The sequence below is a fragment of the Solimonas soli DSM 21787 genome, from assembly GCF_000474945.1.
Lineage (GTDB): Bacteria > Pseudomonadota > Gammaproteobacteria > Nevskiales > Nevskiaceae > Solimonas > Solimonas soli.
In genome coordinates this window covers 104,673-124,693 of sequence record NZ_KI440836.1, presented here as the reverse complement: position 1 = coordinate 124,693, position 20,021 = coordinate 104,673, and the positions used below count along the sequence as shown (strand labels likewise).

General features: G+C 69.5%; 18 protein-coding genes. 14 read left to right on the top strand and 4 right to left on the bottom strand.

The features are described 5' to 3' along the window. Positions 1-18: 18 nt before the first annotated feature. Positions 19-522 carry a peptide deformylase gene (gene def / locus K344_RS0112635; protein ID WP_028080974.1) on the bottom strand — a complete coding sequence of 168 codons (504 nt, stop codon included), beginning with the start codon at positions 520-522 and terminating at the stop codon, positions 19-21. 101 nt (positions 523-623) lie between these two features. Between def and K344_RS0112630 the strand changes: the two genes are divergently transcribed. From K344_RS0112630 to K344_RS0112590, 9 genes are all read left to right on the top strand, one after another. Next, positions 624-1,781: a LysM peptidoglycan-binding domain-containing protein gene (locus K344_RS0112630; protein WP_028080973.1), complete on the top strand. Its 1,158-nt coding sequence runs from the start codon at positions 624-626 to the stop codon at positions 1,779-1,781. 34 nt (positions 1,782-1,815) lie between these two features. After that, entirely contained in the window at positions 1,816-2,937 is a 1,122-nt protein-coding gene (gene dprA / locus K344_RS0112625) for a DNA-processing protein DprA (protein ID WP_028080972.1), read from the top strand. 108 nt (positions 2,938-3,045) lie between these two features. Next, positions 3,046-3,513 (top strand): Smg family protein, encoded by a 468-nt coding sequence (locus K344_RS0112620; protein WP_028080971.1) that lies wholly within the window; start codon positions 3,046-3,048, stop codon positions 3,511-3,513. A gap of 357 nt (positions 3,514-3,870) precedes the next feature. Next, entirely contained in the window at positions 3,871-6,348 is a 2,478-nt protein-coding gene (locus K344_RS21555) for a DNA topoisomerase I (protein ID WP_043114455.1), read from the top strand. After that, positions 6,348-6,908, top strand: coding sequence for an L-threonylcarbamoyladenylate synthase type 1 TsaC (gene tsaC / locus K344_RS0112610; protein WP_028080970.1), 561 nt, complete (start codon positions 6,348-6,350; stop codon positions 6,906-6,908). The genes K344_RS21555 and tsaC overlap by 1 nt, the downstream gene beginning before the upstream one ends. Then, a complete protein-coding gene (gene hemF / locus K344_RS0112605) occupies positions 6,905-7,885 on the top strand; it encodes an oxygen-dependent coproporphyrinogen oxidase (RefSeq protein WP_028080969.1) in 981 nt (326 codons plus the stop codon). Before tsaC ends, hemF begins: the two co-directional genes overlap by 4 nt. Positions 7,886-8,262: 377 nt before the next feature. Beyond that, complete coding sequence (locus K344_RS0112600) at positions 8,263-9,201, top strand: hydrogen peroxide-inducible genes activator (protein ID WP_028080968.1); 939 nt, start codon at positions 8,263-8,265, stop codon at positions 9,199-9,201. Positions 9,202-9,273: 72 nt separating this feature from the next. Next, positions 9,274-11,208, top strand: coding sequence for a lytic transglycosylase domain-containing protein (locus K344_RS0112595; protein ID WP_084197390.1), 1,935 nt, complete (start codon positions 9,274-9,276; stop codon positions 11,206-11,208). Positions 11,209-11,215: 7 nt separating this feature from the next. Continuing rightward, entirely contained in the window at positions 11,216-12,475 is a 1,260-nt protein-coding gene (locus K344_RS0112590) for a multifunctional CCA addition/repair protein (protein WP_028080966.1), read from the top strand. On the opposite strand, the gene K344_RS21550 is transcribed toward K344_RS0112590, so the two are convergent. Then, entirely contained in the window at positions 12,432-12,686 is a 255-nt protein-coding gene (locus tag K344_RS21550) for a hypothetical protein (protein WP_028080965.1), read from the bottom strand. The two genes, K344_RS0112590 and K344_RS21550, sit on opposite strands and share 44 nt — an antisense overlap. Before the next feature lie 133 nt (positions 12,687-12,819). On the opposite strand from K344_RS21550, the gene K344_RS0112580 reads away from it, so the two are divergent. The 4 genes from K344_RS0112580 to K344_RS0112565 are packed head-to-tail and all read left to right on the top strand — an operon-like array spanning position 12,820 to position 17,508. Continuing rightward, the gene (locus K344_RS0112580) at positions 12,820-13,296 is read left to right on the top strand and encodes a MarR family winged helix-turn-helix transcriptional regulator (protein WP_245586228.1); all 477 of its coding nucleotides are present in this window, start codon (positions 12,820-12,822) and stop codon (positions 13,294-13,296) included. Beyond that, entirely contained in the window at positions 13,293-14,771 is a 1,479-nt protein-coding gene (locus K344_RS0112575; protein WP_084197388.1) for an efflux transporter outer membrane subunit, read from the top strand. Before K344_RS0112580 ends, K344_RS0112575 begins: the two co-directional genes overlap by 4 nt. Before the next feature lie 2 nt (positions 14,772-14,773). Continuing rightward, positions 14,774-15,970 carry an HlyD family secretion protein gene (locus K344_RS0112570; RefSeq protein WP_028080962.1) on the top strand — a complete coding sequence of 399 codons (1,197 nt, stop codon included), beginning with the start codon at positions 14,774-14,776 and terminating at the stop codon, positions 15,968-15,970. Continuing rightward, a complete protein-coding gene (locus K344_RS0112565; protein WP_028080961.1) occupies positions 15,967-17,508 on the top strand; it encodes a DHA2 family efflux MFS transporter permease subunit in 1,542 nt (513 codons plus the stop codon). The genes K344_RS0112570 and K344_RS0112565 overlap by 4 nt, the downstream gene beginning before the upstream one ends. A gap of 2 nt (positions 17,509-17,510) precedes the next feature. Here K344_RS0112565 and K344_RS0112560 read toward each other — a convergent pair whose 3' ends face one another. Continuing rightward, positions 17,511-18,299, bottom strand: a complete 789-nt coding sequence (locus K344_RS0112560; protein ID WP_028080960.1) for an undecaprenyl-diphosphate phosphatase — start codon at positions 18,297-18,299, stop codon at positions 17,511-17,513. 53 nt (positions 18,300-18,352) lie between these two features. Here K344_RS0112560 and K344_RS0112555 point away from each other — a divergent pair, with 53 nt between their 5' ends. Further along, complete coding sequence (locus tag K344_RS0112555) at positions 18,353-19,108, top strand: SDR family oxidoreductase (RefSeq protein ID WP_028080959.1); 756 nt, start codon at positions 18,353-18,355, stop codon at positions 19,106-19,108. A gap of 66 nt (positions 19,109-19,174) precedes the next feature. Here the strand turns inward: K344_RS0112555 and K344_RS0112550 are convergent, their stop codons facing one another. Next, positions 19,175-19,942 (bottom strand): NRDE family protein, encoded by a 768-nt coding sequence (locus tag K344_RS0112550; RefSeq protein WP_028080958.1) that lies wholly within the window; start codon positions 19,940-19,942, stop codon positions 19,175-19,177. Positions 19,943-20,021: the final 79 nt, after the last annotated feature.

The following is a 20,021-nucleotide window of genomic DNA, read 5'->3' as shown; positions in this document are numbered from 1 at the left end:
GCTCCTTCGAAGAGGGTTTCAGGCCCGCCGCGCTTTTGCCAGCTTCTTGCCGATGCGCTCGCGCTTCAGGGCCGAGAGGTAGTCGATATACAGCTTGCCATCGAGATGGTCGATTTCATGCTGCACGGCCTGTGCCAACAAGCCCTCGGCCTCGAGTTCGAAGGGCGCGCCGTGGCGATCCAGCGCGCGCAGCTTCAGCCGGTTGTAGCGCTGCACCTTGTCGGCGACGCCGGGCACCGAGAGGCAGCCTTCCTCCATCTCGACGCGCTCGGCCGGATCGACGATCTCGGGATTGATGATGACGATCGGCGCGGGCTTGCTCTTGTCCTCGCTGCAGTCCATCACCGCCAGTCGCATGGCGACGCCGACCTGCGTCGCCGCCAGCCCCACGCCGGGCGCGTCGTACATGGTCTCGAACATGTCGTCGATCAGCCGTTGCAAGGCGTCGTCGAAGACGGTCACCGGCTGCGCCTTCTGGCGCAGGCGCGGGTCGGGATGGTGGAGGATGGTGAGCAGCGACATGGGTGCAACCGGCTTGAGAAACAACCGCTGAAGTTGACGGCAAACAATTGAGCCGTCTAGAGTTTGCGGACATTGGCAGAGCCTCCGGGGGACGCGCCGCCATGCGCAAGTATAACGGCTTGACGATCATCCACGGCGCGCTGGCGGCGGCGCTGCTGACGGCCTGCGCGGGTCGCGCGCCGCTGCACAGCGAGGCGCCGGCCAGCCAGGCGCCGCAGGCCGCGCCGAGTCAGGCCGCGGAACCGGCCGTGATGCCGCCGCCCCGGCAGCAAGGCGCGCCCGTCGCGCTGCGCGAGGATGCGCCGCTGCGCTATGTCGTCAAGAAGGGCGACACGCTGTGGGGCATCGCCAATCACTTCATCAAGCAGCCCTGGCAGTGGCCGGAGATCTGGTACGTCAACGACCAGGTCAAGAATCCGCATCTGATCTATCCCGGCGACGTGCTGACCCTGGTCTGGCGCGACGGCCGGCCGATGATCATGGCCGCCGACGGCCTCAGCGCCGACACCGAATACCTCTCGCCGCGCGTGCGCGAGCTGCCGCTAGCCCAGGCGATCCCGACCATTCCGCTCGAATCGATCCGCGACTTCCTCAGCAATCCGCGCCTGGTCGACGCCGAGCAGCTGCGCGACGCGCCGTACATTCTCAGCTTCGTCGATCCGCACGTCATCGAAGGCGCCGGCAGCCTGATCTACATGCAGAAGCTGCCGAACGGCGGCCGCACGCGCTGGGACGCGATCCGCCTCGGCAGCAAGATGGTCGATCCGGATTCCGGCGAACTGCTCGGCTGGGAAGGCACGCCGGTCGGCGCGGTCGAAGTGCGCGCCTTCGGCACTCCGGCGACCGGACTCATCACGCGCAGCGATCGCGAGGCGCTGGCCGGCGACCGCCTGATTCCGCCGGCCGACGAAACCCTCGACACCAACTTCTATCCGCACGCACCGACGCACAGGATCGGCGGCCGCATCCTGTCGGTCTACGACGGCGTGTCGCAGATCGGCCAGTACCAGGTGGTGACGCTGAACCGCGGCAGGCGCGAAGGCATCGAGCCGGGTCATGTGCTGAGCATCCTGCAGGCGGGGCGGCAGGCGCGCGATCCGTACTCGAATCACCTCGTCGCCCTGCCGGAGCTCTACGCCGGCACGCTGATGGTGTTCAAGGTGGAATCGAAGGTCTCCTACGCGCTGGTGATGAGCGCGGTACGCGAGATCCATACGCTCGACCGCGTCGAGCAGCCGCAGGACGGCGAGCGGTTCTGATGACGACGCGACGGCCCGCCCGTTGCCGCGGAGCGTGGACGGCGCCGCGCTGAAAGCCTGGCTGGCGCTCTGCCGAGCCCCCGGCGTCGGCAGCGTCGCCGTCTCCCGCTTGCTCGAGTCCTTCGGCAGCGCCGAGGCCGCGGTCGGCGCTTCGAGCAGCGCGCTGCGCGCCATCGGCCTGAGCGGCGCGCAGATCGACGCGCTGAAGAAGCCGGACGCGGCCGGCATCGCCGCCGATCTCGCCTGGCTCGACGCCGCCGGCCGCGGCGTGCTGACGATCGCCGACGCCGCTTATCCGGCCGCCCTGCGCCAGATCGCCGCGGCGCCGCCCCTGCTGTTCTGGCAGGGCGATGTCGAACTGCTGGGCATGCCGCAGCTCGCCATCGTCGGCAGCCGCGCGGCGACGCCGCAGGGCCTCGACAACGCGCGCGCCTTCGCCGCCGAGCTGGCGCGACGTGGACTCATCATCACTTCGGGCCTGGCGCTCGGCATCGACGGTGCCGCGCATCGCGGCGCGCTCGAGGGCGGCGGCTACACCGTCGCCGTCTGCGCGACCGGTCTCGATCGCGTCTACCCGGCGCGGCACAAGGCGCTCGCCCACGAAATCGCCGCGCGCGGCGTGCTGGTCTCCGAATTCCCGAGCGGCGTGCAGGCGCTCGCCGAGAATTTTCCGCGGCGCAACCGCATCATCTCGGGTCTTTCGCTGGGCGTGCTGGTGGTCGAGGCGGCGCGCGAGTCCGGCTCGCTGATCACGGCGCGCTACGCGCTCGAGCAGGGCCGCGAGCTGTTCGCCATTCCGGGCTCGATCCACAACCCGCAGGCGCGCGGCTGCCACGCACTGATCCGCCAGGGCGCCAGGCTGGTCGAGACGGTCGACGACCTTCTCGAGGAGCTCGGCCCGCTGCTGCGGCCCTGGCTCGGCACGCGACTTGCGGAGCAAATGCCGACGGCGGCGGAGGCGCCGCTCGCAGGCGATGATCCGGCAGCGGCGGCGATCCTTGCCGCGCTCGGCGACGAGCTGCTCACGCTCGATGCGCTGGTCGAACGCACCGGGCAGACCGTCGCCGACCTGCAAACGGCTTTGACCATACTCGAACTGCAAGGACGCATCGCGCCGGCGGCCGGAGGACGCTATCAGCGCCTGCCCCCACGATAGAGGGAGTCTGAACGGTCCATGCGCCGGCACCGGCGGCCGGTCCGGCGACCGAAAAGGCATTACACTGCGAACACAGTACGGCAGTACTGGCAGCACTGGAGACTCGACATGAAAGAAACGGTCCTGGATGTGCTGATGTATCTGTTCGAAAACTATCAGGAAGGCGAATTTTCCGACGCCGATTACCAGGACACGCTGCGCGAGGAACTGATCGCGGCGGGCTTCCCGGACGATGAAGTCGGCCATGCCTTCACCTGGCTCGACGGCCTCGCTCAGCAACGCCAGCTTCCGCTCGTCTTCGGTCCCGGCCGGGCGATGCGCCTCTACACGCGTGACGAAACCGCGCGCATCTCGACCGAGTGCCGCGGCTTCATCATGTATCTCGAGCAGCTCGGCATCATCACGCCGGAGATGCGCGAGCTGATCGTCGACCGCCTGATGGCGCTGACCGAGGAGATCGACCTCGAGCGCGTCAAATGGGTGTGCCTGCTGGTGCTGATGAACCAGCCGGATGCCGAAGAGGCGTTCGGGCACATCGAGGAGATGGTCTACTACCACGGCGAATTCAAGCACTGAGCCCGCGGCGGCGACCGAGCTGCTGCGCGGGCCGATCTCGCGACTTCCGTGCTCGCTGTGCTTCAGCACAGCTGCGCGCGGGAGCCGCGACCTCGGCCCTGCTCACAACGCTCGCTCGCCGGCGCCTCCAGCTGATTTCCCGCTGCCGGGCTTTCTGTTCCCTCTCCCCGCTGGCGGGGAGAGGGTTAGGGTGAGGGGTGGTCCGGCAGGTCATTATCTTTTCCTTTTGCGCATTTCCTGACCGCCGCCTCGCGCGCGCACGTGCGCGCGCGCGGTTGGCTGGACATGGGCGGAGCCTTCCGCTTATAAGGCGCCCAAACGCGGCCGGTCCGGCCGCTCCCCCCCACATGGGACTGAATGAGCAAGAATCTGGTCATCGTCGAGTCGCCGGCCAAGGCGAAGACGATCAAGAAATACCTCGGCAAGGATTTCGAAGTCCTGGCGAGCTACGGTCACGTGCGCGACCTGGTGCCGAAGGACGGTGCCGTCGATGTCGCGCACGGCTTCGACATGAAGTACCAGATCATCGATCGCAACGAGAAGCACGTGAAGGCGATCGTCTCGGCGCTGAAGGACGCCGACGAGCTGTGGCTGGCGACCGACCCTGACCGCGAGGGCGAGGCGATCTCCTGGCATCTGGCCGAGCTGCTGCGCGAGAAGAACGCGCTGAAGGGCAAGCCGGTCAAGCGCGTGGTCTTCTACGAGATCACCCAGCGCGAGGTGCAGAAGGCGATCCAGAACCCGCGCGACATTTCCACGGATCTGGTCAACGCGCAGCAGGCGCGCCGCGCGCTCGACTATCTCGTCGGGTTCAATCTCTCGCCGCTGCTGTGGCGCAAGGTGCAGCCGGGCCTGTCTGCCGGCCGCGTGCAGTCGCCGGCGCTGCGCCTGATCTGCGAGCGCGAGGAGGAAATCAAGGCCTTCGTGCCGCGCGAGTACTGGACGCTCGAAGCCGAGGCCGAGAAGGACGCGACGGCGTTCAGCGCCAAGCTCGTCGAGTTCGACGGGCGCAAGGTCGAGCAGTTCAGCTTCGTCAACGTGGTCGGGGCGATGGGCGCCAAGGCCGCCGTGCAGAAGGCCGCCGCCGGCACGTTGCTGGTGGCCAGCGTCGACAGGAAGCAGCGCCGCCGCAATCCGGCGCCGCCGTTCACCACCTCGACGCTGCAGCAGGAAGCCAACCGCAAGCTCGGCTTCTCGGCGAGCCGCACGATGCGCGCCGCGCAGCAGCTCTACGAAGGCGTCGACATCGGCGGCGAGACCGTCGGCCTGATCACCTACATGCGTACCGACTCGGTGAATCTCGCGCAGGACGCGCTCGCCGACATCCGCACCGTGATCCCGCAGCAGTTCGGGCCCAAGGCGCTGCCGCCGGAGCCGCGCTTCTACAAGACCAAGAGCAAGAACGCGCAGGAAGCGCACGAAGCCGTGCGCCCGACCGCGGCCGGCCGCCTGCCGAAGGAAGTCGCCAGGTATCTGGCGCCCGACCAGGCCAAGCTCTACGAGCTGATCTGGCGCCGCACGATCGCCAGCCAGATGGAGCAGGCGGTATACGACACCGTCACCGCCGAGCTGCGCGCCGGCGAGGCGCCGGCGGGTTCGCGCGGTGCGCACGCCTTCCGCGCCTCCGGTTCGACGCTGGTCGAGCCCGGCTTCATCGCCGCCTATCTGCAGAACGTCGACACGCCGAGCGGCAAGGAAGACGACGACGACGACAAGCGCCTGCCGGCGCTCGCCGTCGGCGACCGCGTCAGGCTGCTCGAGCTGATCGCCGACCAGCACTTCACCGAGCCGCCGCCGCGTTATACCGAAGCGAGCCTGGTGAAGACGCTCGAGGAATACGACATCGGCCGGCCGTCGACCTATGCGTCCATCATCTCGACGCTGCTGGCGCGCGACTACGTGCGCCTCGACGGCAAGGCCTTCATCCCGACCGACGTCGGCATGATCGTCAACAAGTTCCTCACCGATCACTTCACGCAGTACGTCGACTACGAATTCACCGCGCATCTCGAGGATGAGCTCGACGCGGTGTCGCGCGGCGAGAAGCAGTGGAAGCCCTTGCTCGCCGACTTCTGGAGCGGCTTCAAGCCGCGCGTCGACGAGAAGATGGAACTGTCGCGCGCCGAAGTCTCGGAAGCGCGGCAGATCGGCACCGATCCGGTGTCGGGCAAGCCGGTGTCGGCGCGCCTCGGCCGCTACGGGCCCTTCGTGCAGATCGGCACCAAGGAAGACGCCGACAAGCCGCGCTTCGCCTCGCTGCGCGCCAACCAGCGCATCGACACCATCACGCTCGACGATGCGCTGGCGCTGTTCCAGCTGCCGCGCAAGCTCGGCACGCTGCCGAACGGCGAGGAGGTCGAAGTCAACATCGGCCGCTTCGGGCCCTACGTGCGCCACGGCAAGAGCTTCGTGTCGCTGAAGAAGGATGACGATCCGTACACCGTCGAACTGCCGCGCGCGATCGAGCTGATCGAGCAGAAGGCGGCGGCGCTCGAGGCGGCGACCATCAAGAGCTTCGACGGCACCGGCATCCGCATCATCAAGGGCCGCTTCGGTCCGTACATCAGCGACGGCGCGCGCCGCGCGCCGGTGCCGCGCGGTCGCGAAGCCGAGTCGCTGAGCGTATTCGAGTGCGAGGCCTATCTCGCCGAGGCCGCGAGCGCGCCGAAGAAGGGCGCCAGGAAGACGGCCCGCAAGGTGGCGGCGAAGACCGAGGCGGCGAACGACGCCGTGCCGGCGAAGAAGGCCGCCGCCAAGAAGGCGACGACGAAGAAGACGGCGACGAAGAAGGCAACGAAGAAGGCAACGAAAAAAGCCGCTGCCAAGAAGAAGTGATGGACATCGCACCCTGGCATCTGCGCAGCGCGATCGCGGCGCTGGCGCGCGGCGGTGTCGTCGCCTGTCCGACCGAAGCGGTCTGGGGCCTGTCCTGCGATCCGCTCAGCGAGCGCGCCGTGACGCGCGTCCTGGAGCTCAAGGATCGTCCCTGGGGAAAGGGCCTGATCCTCGTCGCCGCCGACTTCGCGCAGCTCGCGCCCTTCGTCGAAGCGCCGTCGAACAATGCGCTGAAGCGTGCGACGGCGACCTGGCCGGGGCCGGCGACCTGGATCTTCCCGGCGACGGACTATTGCCCGATGTGGATCAGCGGCGATCACGACGGCGTCGCCGTGCGCGTGACCGCGCATCCCGTGGTGCGCGCGCTGTGCAAGCGCTGGGGCGGGCCGCTGGTGTCGACCAGTGCCAACCCGGCCGGCCGCGAGCCGGCGCGCAGCGCCTTCGAGGTGCGCCGCTATTTCCGCGACGAGCTCGACGCGATCGTGCCGGGCGCACTCGGCGGCCTGGCCAAGCCGACCACGATCCGCGACGTTTCGACCGGACATATCCTGCGCCGATGAGCATCGAAGCCATCGACAGCGCCGCCGTCGAAACGTATCTGCGCGATCTGCAGCAGCGCATCTGCGCGGCGCTCGAGACGGTCGAAGGCGAGGGCGGCGCGCGCTTCCTGCGCGATGCCTGGGAGAAGCCGGCCGACAGTCCGCTGCAGGGCCGTGGCGAGACGCGCGTGCTGAGCGAGGGTCGCGTCTTCGAGCGCGCCGGCGTCGCTTTCTCCGACGTGCGCGGCACGCGCTTGCCGCCGTCGGCGACGCAGAACCGCCCGGAGCTTGCCGGCCGCGGCTTCCGCGCCATGGGCGTGTCGCTGGTCTTCCATCCGCGCAATCCTTACGTGCCGACCGTGCACGCCAACGTGCGCTTCTTCGTTGCCGAGGTCCCGGCGCTGGCTCGCGAAGCGGGATCGCGCAGCGATCAAGCGCATGCGCCGCCGGTGTGGTGGTTCGGCGGCGGTTTCGACCTGACGCCGTACTACGGTTTCGACGACGACGTGCAGCACTGGCACGCGACCGCGCGCCGGGCCTGCGAAGGTTTCGTCGATGCCGAAGGCGCGCCGGTCCATCCGAAATTGAAGAAGTGGTGCGACGAGTATTTCTTCCTCAAGCACCGCAACGAGCCGCGCGGCGTCGGCGGCCTGTTCTTCGACGACTGGCACATCGGCGGTTTCGCGCGCAGCTTCGCGCTGCAGCGCAGCGTCGGCGATCATTTTCTCGATGCCTATCTGCCGATCGTCGAGCGCCACAAGGACGCGCCATACGGCGAGCGTGAGCGCCAGTGGCAGCTGTACCGGCGCGGCCGCTACGTCGAGTTCAACCTGGTCTGGGATCGCGGCACGCTTTTCGGCCTGCAGTCCGGCGGCCGCACCGAGTCGATCCTGATGTCGATGCCGCCGCTCGCGGCGTGGCAGTACGACTATCGGCCGGAGCCCGGCTCGCCGGAAGCGGAACTGCTGTCGAAGTATCTGGTGCCGCGGGATTGGTAGAGGCTTCGACCCTTCCCCGCGCATGCGGGAGCGGGAGTTGCTTCGTTGTCTCGTTGTCTCTTTGTCGCGCGTAGCGCGATGCTTTTTGCTGTTGGTTCCCCTTTGCGTTGCGCCGAGGAGCGCAGCGGTGAAGGGATGAAGCGGCCGAGTGTCTGAGCGATGCGCAGCATCGCGAGTTTCGGCCGCGTCCTTCGCGGCGAGCGCCACAGGGAACTCCCGCGTAGCGGGAGCGCAGAGCCAGGGGTGCCTTTCTTTTGCCTACTTTTCTTTGTGCACACAAAGATAAAGCAGGTCGCCTTCTGGGCGAAATGGAAGCGCAGCTCAAACGCAGTGGCCAAGAAGGTCGCGGTACCAAGCGCGATGCCATAATGGTTCGCATGACGCTCACCGAACTCCGCTATCTCGTCAACCTCGACAAGGAACGCCACTTCGGTCGCGCCGCCGAGCGCTCGTTCGTGTCGCAGCCGACGCTGTCGGTGGCACTGAAGAAGCTCGAGGATGAACTGGGGGTCGCGCTGTTCGAGCGCAATCGCGGCGAGGCCAAGCCGACGCCGGTCGGTGAACGCATCATCGCCCAGGCCAGGCGCGTGCTCGCCGAGGCGCGACGCATCGAGGATCTGGCGCGCGAGGGGCACGACGAGCTCGTCGGGCCGCTGCGCTTCGGCGCCATCTACACGGTCGGTCCGTATCTGCTGCCGAACCTCGTGCCGCTGCTGCGCGAGCGCGTGCCGATGATGCCGCTGGTGATCGAGGAAAACTTCACGGCGCGGCTGCTCGAACAGCTGCGCGACAATGAGCTCGACGTCATCTGCGTGGCGCTGCCGGTCGATCTCAGCAGCCTCGCCGCCTGGCCGGTCTACGACGAGGATTTCGTGGTGCTGCTGCCGCCCGAGCATCACTGGGCGAACGAGCAGGCGATTCCCGCCCGGCAGCTCGCCGGCGAAAAGCTGCTGCTGCTCGGCCCCGGTCACTGCTTCCGCGAGCAGGTGATCGAGGCCTGCCCGAAATGCGTCGATCCGGATCGCGACGGGCCGCTGCCGCAGTCGGGCAGTTCGCTGGAGACGATCCGCCACATGGTGGTCGGCGGTCTCGGCATCACCGTGCTGCCGCAGTCCTCGGTCGAGAACCGCCCCGACGAACGTTCACGCCTGCTCGCCAAGCCCTTCGTGCCGCCGGGTCCGCACCGGCGCATCGCCCTGGTCTGGCGCAAGACCTTCCCGCGCCGCCAGGCGATCGTGCAACTGCGCGATGCGATCCTCGCCTGCGGCATGAAGGGCGTGCGCTACCTGCCCGACGCGCCGCAGCAGCAGGACTGACGCGACGCTGACGGATACGTTCACGGCGCGTCCGGGTCGCTGTTCTACAATGGTCCGCCCGTGGCGACCACGATGAATCGAGTACCGACGACCTTCGCGTTATTGCTGCTGCTGGCGGCGCTGGCGGCGCTCGCGCCGCTGGCCGCGCGTGCCGACGAGGCGGCCGTGCGCCGCGAGTTTCGCGAGGCGCTGGCCGACGCGCGCGCCGGGCGCACGCCGACGCACGAGGACAGCGCCGCGCTGCGCGACTACGTGCTGTTTCCGTATCTCGAAGCCTCGCGCATCCAGAGCCTGATCGCGCGCGCGCCGCCGGGCACCGCCGACAACGCCGCCGAGCGTTTCATCGCCGGCCATCCCGATCTTGCCGTCACCCGCGAACTGCGCCGCCAGTGGCTGCTCGATCTCGCCAGGCGCCAGCAGTGGAGCAGCTTCCTCGCGCACTACGAGGCCGACGGCGCCGAGCTGGCCTGCGACCGCTGGCAGGCGCGCATCGCGCTCGACAACACGCCGGCGCTCAAGGACGAGCTGCTGGCGTTCTGGGCCGATGCCGCGCAGATGCCCGCGGCCTGCGTGCCGCCGTTCGCCTGGCTGGAAGCCAGCGGCGCGCTGACGCCGACGGCAATCGAGCAGCGTGCGCGCAAGGCGCTCGGTGCCGGCAACAGCACGCTGGCGAACTGGCTGATCGCCAAGCTGCCGGCGGAACGCGCCGCGCCGCTGCGCGCCTGGGCCGATCTGCTCGACGATCCCGGCGAGGCGCTGGCCGCGCTCGCCGCCGCGCCGCAGCGCGCCTTCGAATGGCCGGCGGTCGACGACGCCTTCACCCGGTACGCGCGGCGCGATCCGGATGCGGCCGCCGCGCTGCTCGCGCGCTTCGATCGCGCGCGCTTCACGACCGCGCAGGAGGCCGAGCTGAGCCGTGCGCTGGCGCTTGGCTACGCCTGGAGCCGCAAGGCCGAGGCGCTGTCGTGGTTTCAGAAGCTGCCGGCCGAGGCGATCGACGCTTCGGTGCGCGAATGGCGGGTTCGCAGCGCGCTGTGGAACCGGCAGTGGCCACTCGCGCTGCAATGGGCGCAGGCGATGCCGCCGGCCGAGCTCGACGATCCGCGCTGGACCTACTGGCGCGCGCGCGCCAGCGAGAAGCTCGGCCGCAAGGACGAGGCGCGCACCCTGTACCGCAAGCTGGCGCAGGACAACGGCTACTACAGCGTGCTCGCCGCCTGGCGGCTCGGCGAACGCTACACGCCGCGCGCGCGCAAGCTCGACGATGTCGCCGAGATGCAGGCGCGCCTGCTGCAGTCGCCGCCGCTGCAGCGCGCCCGCGAGCTGTTCCTCGTCGACGAGATCAACTGGGCCAACGCCGAATGGCGCACGGCGACGCAGGATCTCTCGCCGGCCGATCGCGCGCAGGCGGCGCTGCTCGCGGCGCGCTGGGGCTGGCACTGGCAGGCGGTGCTCGGCCTCACCCAGCTGAGCGCGACCGACGTGCTCGACGTGCTCTATCCGCGCACGATCTACGACGACGAGATCGCCGGCGCCGCCAGGCAGAGCGGCCTGCCGCCGGCCTGGATCTACGGTGTGGTGCGCCAGGAGAGTCTGTTCCTGCCGCAGGCGGTGTCGTCCTCCGATGCGCTGGGCCTCCTGCAGCTCAAGCTCGGTACGGCGCGCGACGTGGCGCGCAAGATCGGCGCGCGCCGGCCGGATCGCGAGGATCTCTTCGACCCGGCTCTCAACCTGACGCTGGGCTCGGCCTATCTGCGCCAGATGACGGACCGCTACGACGGCCAGTTCGTGCTGACGGTGGCGGCGTACAACGCCGGCCCGAACGCCGTCGCGCGCTGGCTGCCCGATCTGCCGATGGACGCCGACGTGTGGATCGAGAACGTGCCGTACAACGAGACGCGCGGCTACGTGCAGCGCATCGCCTGGCACATCGCCGTGCACGACTGGCAGCTCAGCGGCAAGATCCGCGACTTCGACGAGCTGCTGCAGCCGGTGCGGCGGCCGTGAGCGCGCGATGAGTGCCGTGCCGGGCAAGCGCTATCTGGTCGGCGGCGCGGTGCGCGACCGCCTGCTCGGCCTGCCGGTGAAGGAGCGCGACTGGGTCGTGGTCGGCGCGACGCCCGAAGCGATGGTCGCGGCGGGCTTCCGGCCGGTCGGCAAGGACTTTCCGGTATTCCTCGATCCCGACAGCGGCGAGGAGCACGCCCTGGCGCGCACCGAGCGCAAGTCCGGCCGCGGCTATCGCGGCTTCAGCTTCCACACCGGGCCCGAGGTCACGCTCGAGGAGGACCTGCGCCGCCGCGACCTGACCGTCAACGCCATCGCCGAGGGCGAAGACGGCACGCTCGTCGATCCTTATGGCGGCGTGCGCGACCTGAACGCGCGCGTGCTGCGCCACGTCTCCGAGGCCTTCGTCGAAGACCCGGTGCGCGTGCTGCGCCTCGCACGCTTCCATGCGCGCTTCGCGCCGCTCGGCTTCCACGTCGCCGAAGACACGCAGGCGCTGCTGCGCGAGATCGTCGCCTGCGGCGAAGTCGATCAGCTGGTGCCCGAGCGGGTCTGGCAGGAAATGAAGAAAGCGCTCGCCTGCGCCGCGCCGAGCGTGTTCTTCACCACGCTGCGCGGCTGCGGCGCGCTGGCGCGCGTGCTGCCCGAGCTGGACGCCCTGGCCGGCGTGCCGCAGCGCGCCGACTACCACCCGGAAGTCGACAGCTTCGTGCACACGCTGATGTGCGTCGATGTCGGCGCGCGCCTCGGCTTCGGCCTGCCGGTGCGCTACGCGGCGCTGGTGCACGATCTCGGCAAGGCGCGCACGCCGTCCGATGAATGGCCTTCGCATCGCCTGCACGACGTGCGCGGCGTGCCGCTGGTGGAAGCCTTTTCGGCGCGCCTGCGCGTCGCCGCCGAGTTCCGCGATCTGGCGGTGATCCACACGCGCGAGCATCTACTCATCCACCGCGCGCTCGAGCTGCGCCCGAAGACGCTCGTCGAACTGCTCGAACGACTGCAGGCCTTCCGTGCCGGCGAGCGCTTCGAACAGGTCTTGCAGGCGAGTCTCTGCGATGCGCGCGGCCGGCTCGGCTTCGAGGACAGCGAATATCCGCCGGCCGCCTACCTGCGCGAAGCGCGCGCGGTGGCCGCGGCGCTGACCGCGCGCGATGTGCTCGCCGAGGAAAAGCTCGAAGGCGCGGCGATCGCCGAGCGCCTGCGCGAGCGGCGCGCCGCCGCGCTCAAGCGATGGCGCGCGGCGCGCGGCGCGCAGCCGGCGCACTAGGGACTGCCAACGCCGCGGCGCCGAGATAGCCCATCGGCATGTCGACGATGGCCTCGATCGCGGCGGCGTCGAAGCCGGCCGGCGGATCGATCACCGCCGCGTGCACCGGGGCCTGAGAGGGGGTGACGATCATGTAGCGCGCCAGCTTCAGATCGCGCGGCGCGATCTCGTCGCGATGCGCTTCGAGCATCTCGTCGAAGCGCGCGTGCACGCCGAAGTAGTCCTCGGCCGCCGCCGCCGGCGTATCGCTGTCGCCCTTGACAGGCGGATGTTTGCCGGATCAATATTTGCCAAGGCAAATATTGTCATGGCAGAAACCTGACAGGCAGGCCGCAGTGACGACGATGTTCTACGACCCGCTCAGTTTCAATTCGCGCAGCAGCCTCGGCTATCTGCTGAAGATGACGCATGCCCAGATGCACGCCTGCGCCGAGCGCATCTTCGCCGAGCACGACATCAACTTCGTGCAGTGGATCGCCCTGCTGAAGCTGCACGAGGGCGATGCGCTGACCGCCAGCGATCTGTGCCGCGCCATGTGCCACGACAACGGCGCGGTGACCCGCATGCTCGATCACCTCGAACAGCGCGGCTACGTCGAGCGCCAGCGCAGCCAGCAGGACCGCCGCGTGGTCGAGCTGAAGCTCACCGCGAACGGCAAGCGCAAGATGGACGAGCTGCTGCCGCAGGTGGTCGCTGGTCTCAACGAGGTGCTCAACGCGGCGGGTTTCAGCCGCGACGAATTCAACGAACTGGCGCGGCTGCTGAACAAACTGCTGCTCAGCATGCAGGCCCTCAACGGCGCCGCCGGAGAAAACACATGAATCACAACAAGAGTCGGATGGCGCGGAGCGTGACGCTGGCCGCCGCCGCGCTGGGCGGCGCGCTGCTGGCCGGCTGCGTGCTGCCGCCGAAGGCGGAACCGCGGCTGACGCCGCTCGACGAACAGCGGCTCGGTCTTGCCGGTGCCGCCGCGCCGCACGCCGGCGACGGCTGGTGGAAGGCTTTCGGCGACGCGCAGCTCGATCGCCTGATCGACGAATCGCTGGCCAACAATCCCAGCCTCGCCGAAGCGCTGGCGCGCGTGCAGGGCGCACAGGCGCAGGCCGTCGCCGCCGGCGCGCCGCTGCGCCCGGGCGTCACGCTCGACGGCGAGGAGACGCGCCAGCGTCTCTCCGAGAACTACATCTATCCGCCGCCGCAGTACGGCTTCGCCGCCAGCGGCGGCAACATGGCCTGGCTCGGCCAGCTCGGCCTGAACCTGAACTGGGATCTCGACTTCTGGGGCCGGCAGGCGAGCCTGCTGCGCGAGGCCAGGGCGCAGACGCGCGCCGCCGAGCTCGATCGCGTGTCGGCGCGCCTCGCGCTGTCCGGCGCGATCGCCCAGGCCTACGTGCAGCTCTACCAGGCCTACGCGCTCGCCGACATCGCCGCGCAGGCCGAGCGGCAGCGCGAGACCCTGCTCAAGCTGACCCAGGACCGCGTGCGCGCCGGCCTCGACACGCAGGTCGACGTGAAGACCGCCGAAGCGGCGCTGCCGCAGGCGCGCGCCTCGCGCCTGCAGGCGGAAAGCCAGCGCGATCTGGCGATCCACAATCTCGCGGCGCTGTCGGGCCGCGGCGCCGACGCCTATGCGTCGATCGGCCGTCCGCGGCTGACGCTCGACGCCGCTCTGCCGCTGCCGACTGAACTGCCGCTCGATCTGCTCGCGCGCCGTCCGGACGTGCTCGCCGCCAAGGCGCGCGTCGAGGCGGCGACCGCCGGCCGTCAGGCGGCGAAGGCCGCGTTCCTGCCCGATATCAGCCTCAAGGCCTTCGCCGGCTATCAGGCGGTCGGCATCGACGACCTGTTCGATTCCGGCAGCAAGATCTACGGCTTCGGGCCGGCCCTGCATCTGCCGATCTTCGATGCGCAGCGCCTCAAGGCCGGCTATGCCGGCGCGACCGCCGAACTCGACGCCTCGATCGCCGCCTACAACGACACCGTGCTGAAGGCGGTGCGCGACGTCGCCGACCAGATCACGCTCGGCGACTCGCTGGCGCAGCAGCTGGCGCAGGGCCAGCAGCGCCTCGATGCGACCGAGGCGGCCTACGCGCTGGCGCAGCGCCGCTACGCCGCCGGCCTGTCGTCGCAGCTGGTCGTCCTCAATGCCGAAAGCAATGTGCTGTCCGCGCGCCGCGACATGGTGACGCTGACGGCCAGCCACGTCATCGCCCGCGTCACGCTGCTGCTGACGCTCGGCGGCAGTTTCGATCCCAACACGCCCAACGCCGCCGCCGCCGCCGGCGCCGGAGCCTGAACATGAACAATCCGAATCCCGTCGCCCCCGCCAATGGCACGCGCCGCCGGCGCCTGCTGATCCTCGCCGCGCTGGTCGTGCTGGCGCTCGGCGGCTACGCCGCGTACTACCTGCTGCACGGCCGCTACTTCGAGTCGACCGACGACGCCTACGTGGCCACCGATCTGGTGCAGATCACCAGCGAGGTCGCGGGCACCGTCACCGGCGTGCGCGTCGACGACACGCAGCACGTCGACCGCGGCCAGGTGCTCGTCGAGCTCGATCCGGCGGACGCGGAGGTCGCGCTGGCCGGCGCCGAGGCCGATCTCGCGCGCATCGTGCGCTCGGTGCGCGGCCTCTATTCGCAGGGCGAGGCGCTGCGCGCGCAGATCCGCGCGCGCGAGGTCTCGCTGCAGGCGGCGCGCGGCGATCTCAAGCGCCGTCTCGAAGTCGCCGCCGACGGCGGCGTGTCCGGCGAAGAATTGCAGCACGCGCGCGATCAGGTCGCGCAGCTCGAAGCGGCGCTGGCGACGACGCGCCAGGATCTCGCCAGCAACACCGCGCAGACCGAGAACACCACGGTCGCCGATCATCCGCAGGTGCTCGCCGCGGCGGCCAAGGTCCGCGAGGCGGCGCTGGCGCTGAAGCGCACGAAGATCGTTGCGCCGGTCGCCGGCATCATCGCGCGGCGCGGCGTGCAGGTCGGCCAGCGCATCGCGCCGGGCGCGCCGCTGATGGCGGTGGTGCCGCTCGCCAATGCCTGGGTCGACGCCAACTTCAAGGAAGTGCAGCTCGAGCAGATGCGCGTCGGCCAGCCGGTCGAGCTGCACGCCGACCTCTACGGCAAGGACGTGCGCTACCACGGCAAGATCGCCGGCCTCGGCGCCGGCTCGGGCAGCGCCTTCGCGCTGCTGCCGGCGCAGAACGCCTCCGGCAACTGGATCAAGATCGTGCAGCGCGTGCCGGTGCGCATCGCCCTCGACGCCAAGGAGCTCGACGCGCATCCGCTGCGCGTCGGCCTGTCGATGACGGCGACCGTCGACCTGCACGACACCTCGGGCTCGCTGATCGCCCGCGAGGTGCGCGGCGCGCCGCAGCAGATCATCGCCTCGGAGGAGCACGACGCGGCGATCGATCGGCGCATCAGCGACATCATCTCGCGCAACAGTGGCCAGGCGGCCGATCGCGCGCCGGCCGCCGGCGGACGCTCCGCGCCGTGAGCGCCGCCGTCGCCGCTCCGGCACCGATCAACGGCGCGCGTGGCTTCGTCGCCACGGCGCTGGCGCTCGGCACCTTCATGCAGGTGCTCGACACGACGATCGCCAACGTGTCGATCCCGACCATCGCCGGCAATCTCGGCGTGTCGAGCGATCAGGGCACCTGGGTGATCACCTCGTTCGCGGTCGCCAACGGCATCTCGGTGCCGCTGACCGGCTGGCTGATGCAGCGCTACGGCGTGGTGCGCACCTTCGTCGTCTCGGTCCTGCTTTTCACGATCGCCTCGTTCCTCTGCGGCGCCGCCTGGAGCCTGCCGTCGCTGATCGCCTTCCGCGTGCTGCAGGGCGCGGTGTCGGGACCGATGATTCCGGGCTCGCAGGCGCTGCTGATCTCGATCTTTCCGCCCGACAAGAAGGGCGCGGCGCTCGCGGTATGGTCGATGACCACGCTGGTGGCGCCGATCTGCGGGCCGATCCTCGGCGGCTACATATCCGACAACTATTCCTGGCCGTGGATCTTCTACATCAACGTGCCGGTCGGCCTGTTCTGCGCCGCGGTCTGCTGGCAGGGTCTCAGGCATCGCGAGACGCCGACGCGCAGGCTGCCGATCGACGGCATCGGCCTCGGCCTGCTGGTGGTCTGGGTCGGTTCGCTGCAGATCATGCTCGACAAGGGCAAGGACGAGGACTGGTTCTCCTCCGGCTTCATCGTCGTGCTGGCGATCGTCGCGCTGGTCGGCTTCATCGCCTTCCTGATCTGGGAGCTCGGCGAGCAGCACCCGATCATCAATCTCGGCCTGTTCAAGAACCGCAATTTCGCGATCGGCACCGGCGTGCTGTGCCTCGGCTACGCGATCTTCTTCGGCGCCGTCGTGCTGCAGCCGCTGTGGATGCAGACCTGGCTCGGCTACAACGCCACCTGGGCCGGCTTCGTCGCCGCGCCGAGCGGCGTGGTCGCCGTGCTGCTGTCGCCGCTGATCGGCAAGAACATCGGCCGCTTCGACGCGCGCCTGTTCGCCACCGCCTCGTTCGCGGTGTTCGCGGTCTCGTACTTCATGCGCGCCGGCTACACCGCCGACGCCAGCTTCGCCGCCTACGTCACGCCGCTGTTGGTGCAGGGCGTCGGCATGTCGATGTTCTTCGTGTCGATGCTGACGATCTGCCTCGACGGCATTCCGGACGCGCAGGTGCCGGCGGCCTCGGGCCTGTCGAACTTCCTGCGCATCACCGCCGGCAGTTTCTCGACCTCGATCACCACGACCTTCTGGGATCGCCACGCCGCGCTGCACCAGACGCGCCTCGCGGAAAGCTCCAGCATCTACGATCCGAGCTTGACGCAGGCCATGCACACCCTGCAGTCCGGCGGCCTCGACCAGACGCAGTCGGTCGGCGTGCTGACGCGCGTGCTCGGCGGCCAGGCCTACCTGATGTCGGCGCTCGACTTCTTCTGGATCTGCGGCTGGCTGAGCCTCGCGGCGATCATCTTCGTCTGGTTCACGCGGCGCCCGCGCGGCGCGGTGCACGCCGTGGCCGCCGACTGACGCTACGACGGCAGGAGAATCAGCAGCGCCGCGCCGAACACGATGCGATACCAGGCGAAGATCGTGAAGCGGTGCGACTGCACGTAGCGCAGCAGCCACTTTACGGCGACGAAGGCGACGACCGCCGACACCAAGAAGCCGATCCAGAATTCGGTCCAGTTCTCCTCGGCGAAGGCCGGGGTCCTGGCCAGCTTCAGCAGCTCGTAGCCGGTTGCCGCGAACATGGTCGGGATGCCGACCAGGAAGGCGAATTCCGTGGCCGCCGCGCGCGACGACAGGCCGGCGAGCATGGCCGCGAAGATCGTCGCCGCCGAGCGCGAGGTGCCGGGGAACACGGCGGCGAGAATCTGCGCGAGGCCGACCCAGACGGCGATGGTCCAGCTGACGTTCGTGCGCGGCGGCAGGCGCGCGGCGTACTGCTCGATGAGCAGGATGGCGACGCCGCCGATGATCAGCGCCAGCGCGACCGGCGCGACCGTTTCCGGCAGCTGCAGGCCGAGCTTCTTGGCGAGCAGACCGCCGACGCAGGTGATGAGGAAGGCGCCGCCGAGCTTGAGCAGGTAGTCGCGATGATCGGGCTGGGCGATGCCGAGCGTCAGACTCCACAGACGTTGACGATAAATCAGCACGACGGCGAGCATGGCGCCGGCCTGGATGCCGACATTGAAGAGATCGGAGCGATGCCCGAGCCAGTGCTCGGCGATCAGCAGGTGGCCGGTGCTGGAGATCGGCAGGAACTCGGTGATGCCTTCGATGATGCCGAGCCAGATGACGTTGAGCAGGGATTGCACGGAGTCGCGCCAGGATTTGGGATGATGGAGCGCAGAAGAATAAAGGACGGGTCATGAAACCGCTCGTAGAGGCAGCATCGGATGGCGCGCGCGTCGTGCTGGTGACCGGCGCGGCGCGGCGCATCGGCGCGGTGATCGCGCGGACGCAGCACGCCGCCGGCTGGAACGTCGTCGTGCACGCGCATCGTTCCCGCGCCGAAGGCCAGGCCCTGGTCGCCGAACTCGACGCCGCGCGCGCCGGCTCGGCGCGGCTGGCGCTCGCCGATCTCGGCGATCCGGCGGCGCTGGCGCGGCTGGCGAGCGAAGCGCATGCGGCCTGGGGCCGGCTCGACGCGCTGGTCAACAACGCCTCGACCTTCTACCGCACGCCGCTGCCGCAGCTGCAGCCGGCACAGCTCGACGATCTGCTGGCCTCGAACCTGCGCGGGCCGCTGCTGCTGACGCAAGCCTGCGCGCCGCTGTTCGGCGCCGGTGCCGCCGTCGTCAACATCGTCGACACCCAGCTCTCGCATCCGCTGCCCGGCTACAGCGCCTATTACGCGGCGAAGGCGGGCCTGTGGTCGCTGACCGAGACCCTGGCGCTGGAGCTGGCACCGCGCGTGCGCGTCAACGCCGTCGCGCCGGGCCACACGCTGTGGGGCGAGGGCATCGCCAGCGAGATGCAGGCTTGCGAGCTCGCGCGCATTCCGCTCGGCCGTCTCGCCGCGGCCGAGGATGTGGCGCGCGCCGCGCGCTTCCTGCTGTCGGAGGATGCCGCCTACATCACCGGCGCCATCCTGCCGGTCGACGGCGGCCTGCGCCTGGCCTGAGCGGACGGCGCCGGGCCGCGGCGAGGCCCGGCGATATCGCTGGCGGGTTTTAACGGCGTCGCCGGCTCAGCCGAACTGCAGATATTCGATCGTTTCGCCGGCGTAGACGGCGTCCGCGCCGTAGCGCTTCTCGTGAAAGCTGGCGTGGCCGCCGGCGTCGATCGTCAGCACGGTGCTGCAGCGCGTGCCGTATTCGGCGCCGCGGATGAAGGCGGCGGAAAGGAAGCGCTCGCGTTCGAGGCCGACGCCGGTGTCCGGCAGCTCATCGTCCGCCGCCGCGCGCGGATCGGACAGGGCCGCGAACAGCGGCGCGCTGTCGTGATCGTCGTCGGCGCACCATTGCGCGAGGCGCGACTTCAGATGCACGAGTTTAGGCCAGGGCGTATCGAGGCTCGCATTGCTGACGGCGTGCAGGCCCGGCGTCAGTGCCTGCAGCGTGAAGCGCGGCAGGTTGCCGACATAGAACACACCGTCGCGATCGCCGATCAGCAGATTGAAGCCGGCGTAGCGATGCGCGGTCGCCGACAGGGACCGCGCATAGTCCGCCGCGCCGCTGCTGCCGCGCAGGTAGTCGCTGATCAGGGCGCCGCGCGAGGGCGCCGAGGGATCGGGCAGCACCATGCGCCGCACGTTGGTGACCGCGGCCCAGCGTCCGTCGCGCGCCGCAGCGAGCCAGCTGCCATGCTGCTGCAGATCGCGGCCGCCGAAGATGTGCGGCGCATCGTCCCACCAGGAGGCGGGTGCGGCGGGACGGGCGTGGAATTCGTCGCGATTGGCGGCGAGCACGAGCGAGTAGCGCGGATGCGCGTCGAGGGCGAGGGCGATCAGGCACATGGAATGCAGGATCGGGGAGGGCGCGTGCCTCGGTCAACCGCCACGCGCTGGCGATTTCACCGAAAAGTCCTACAGTGCA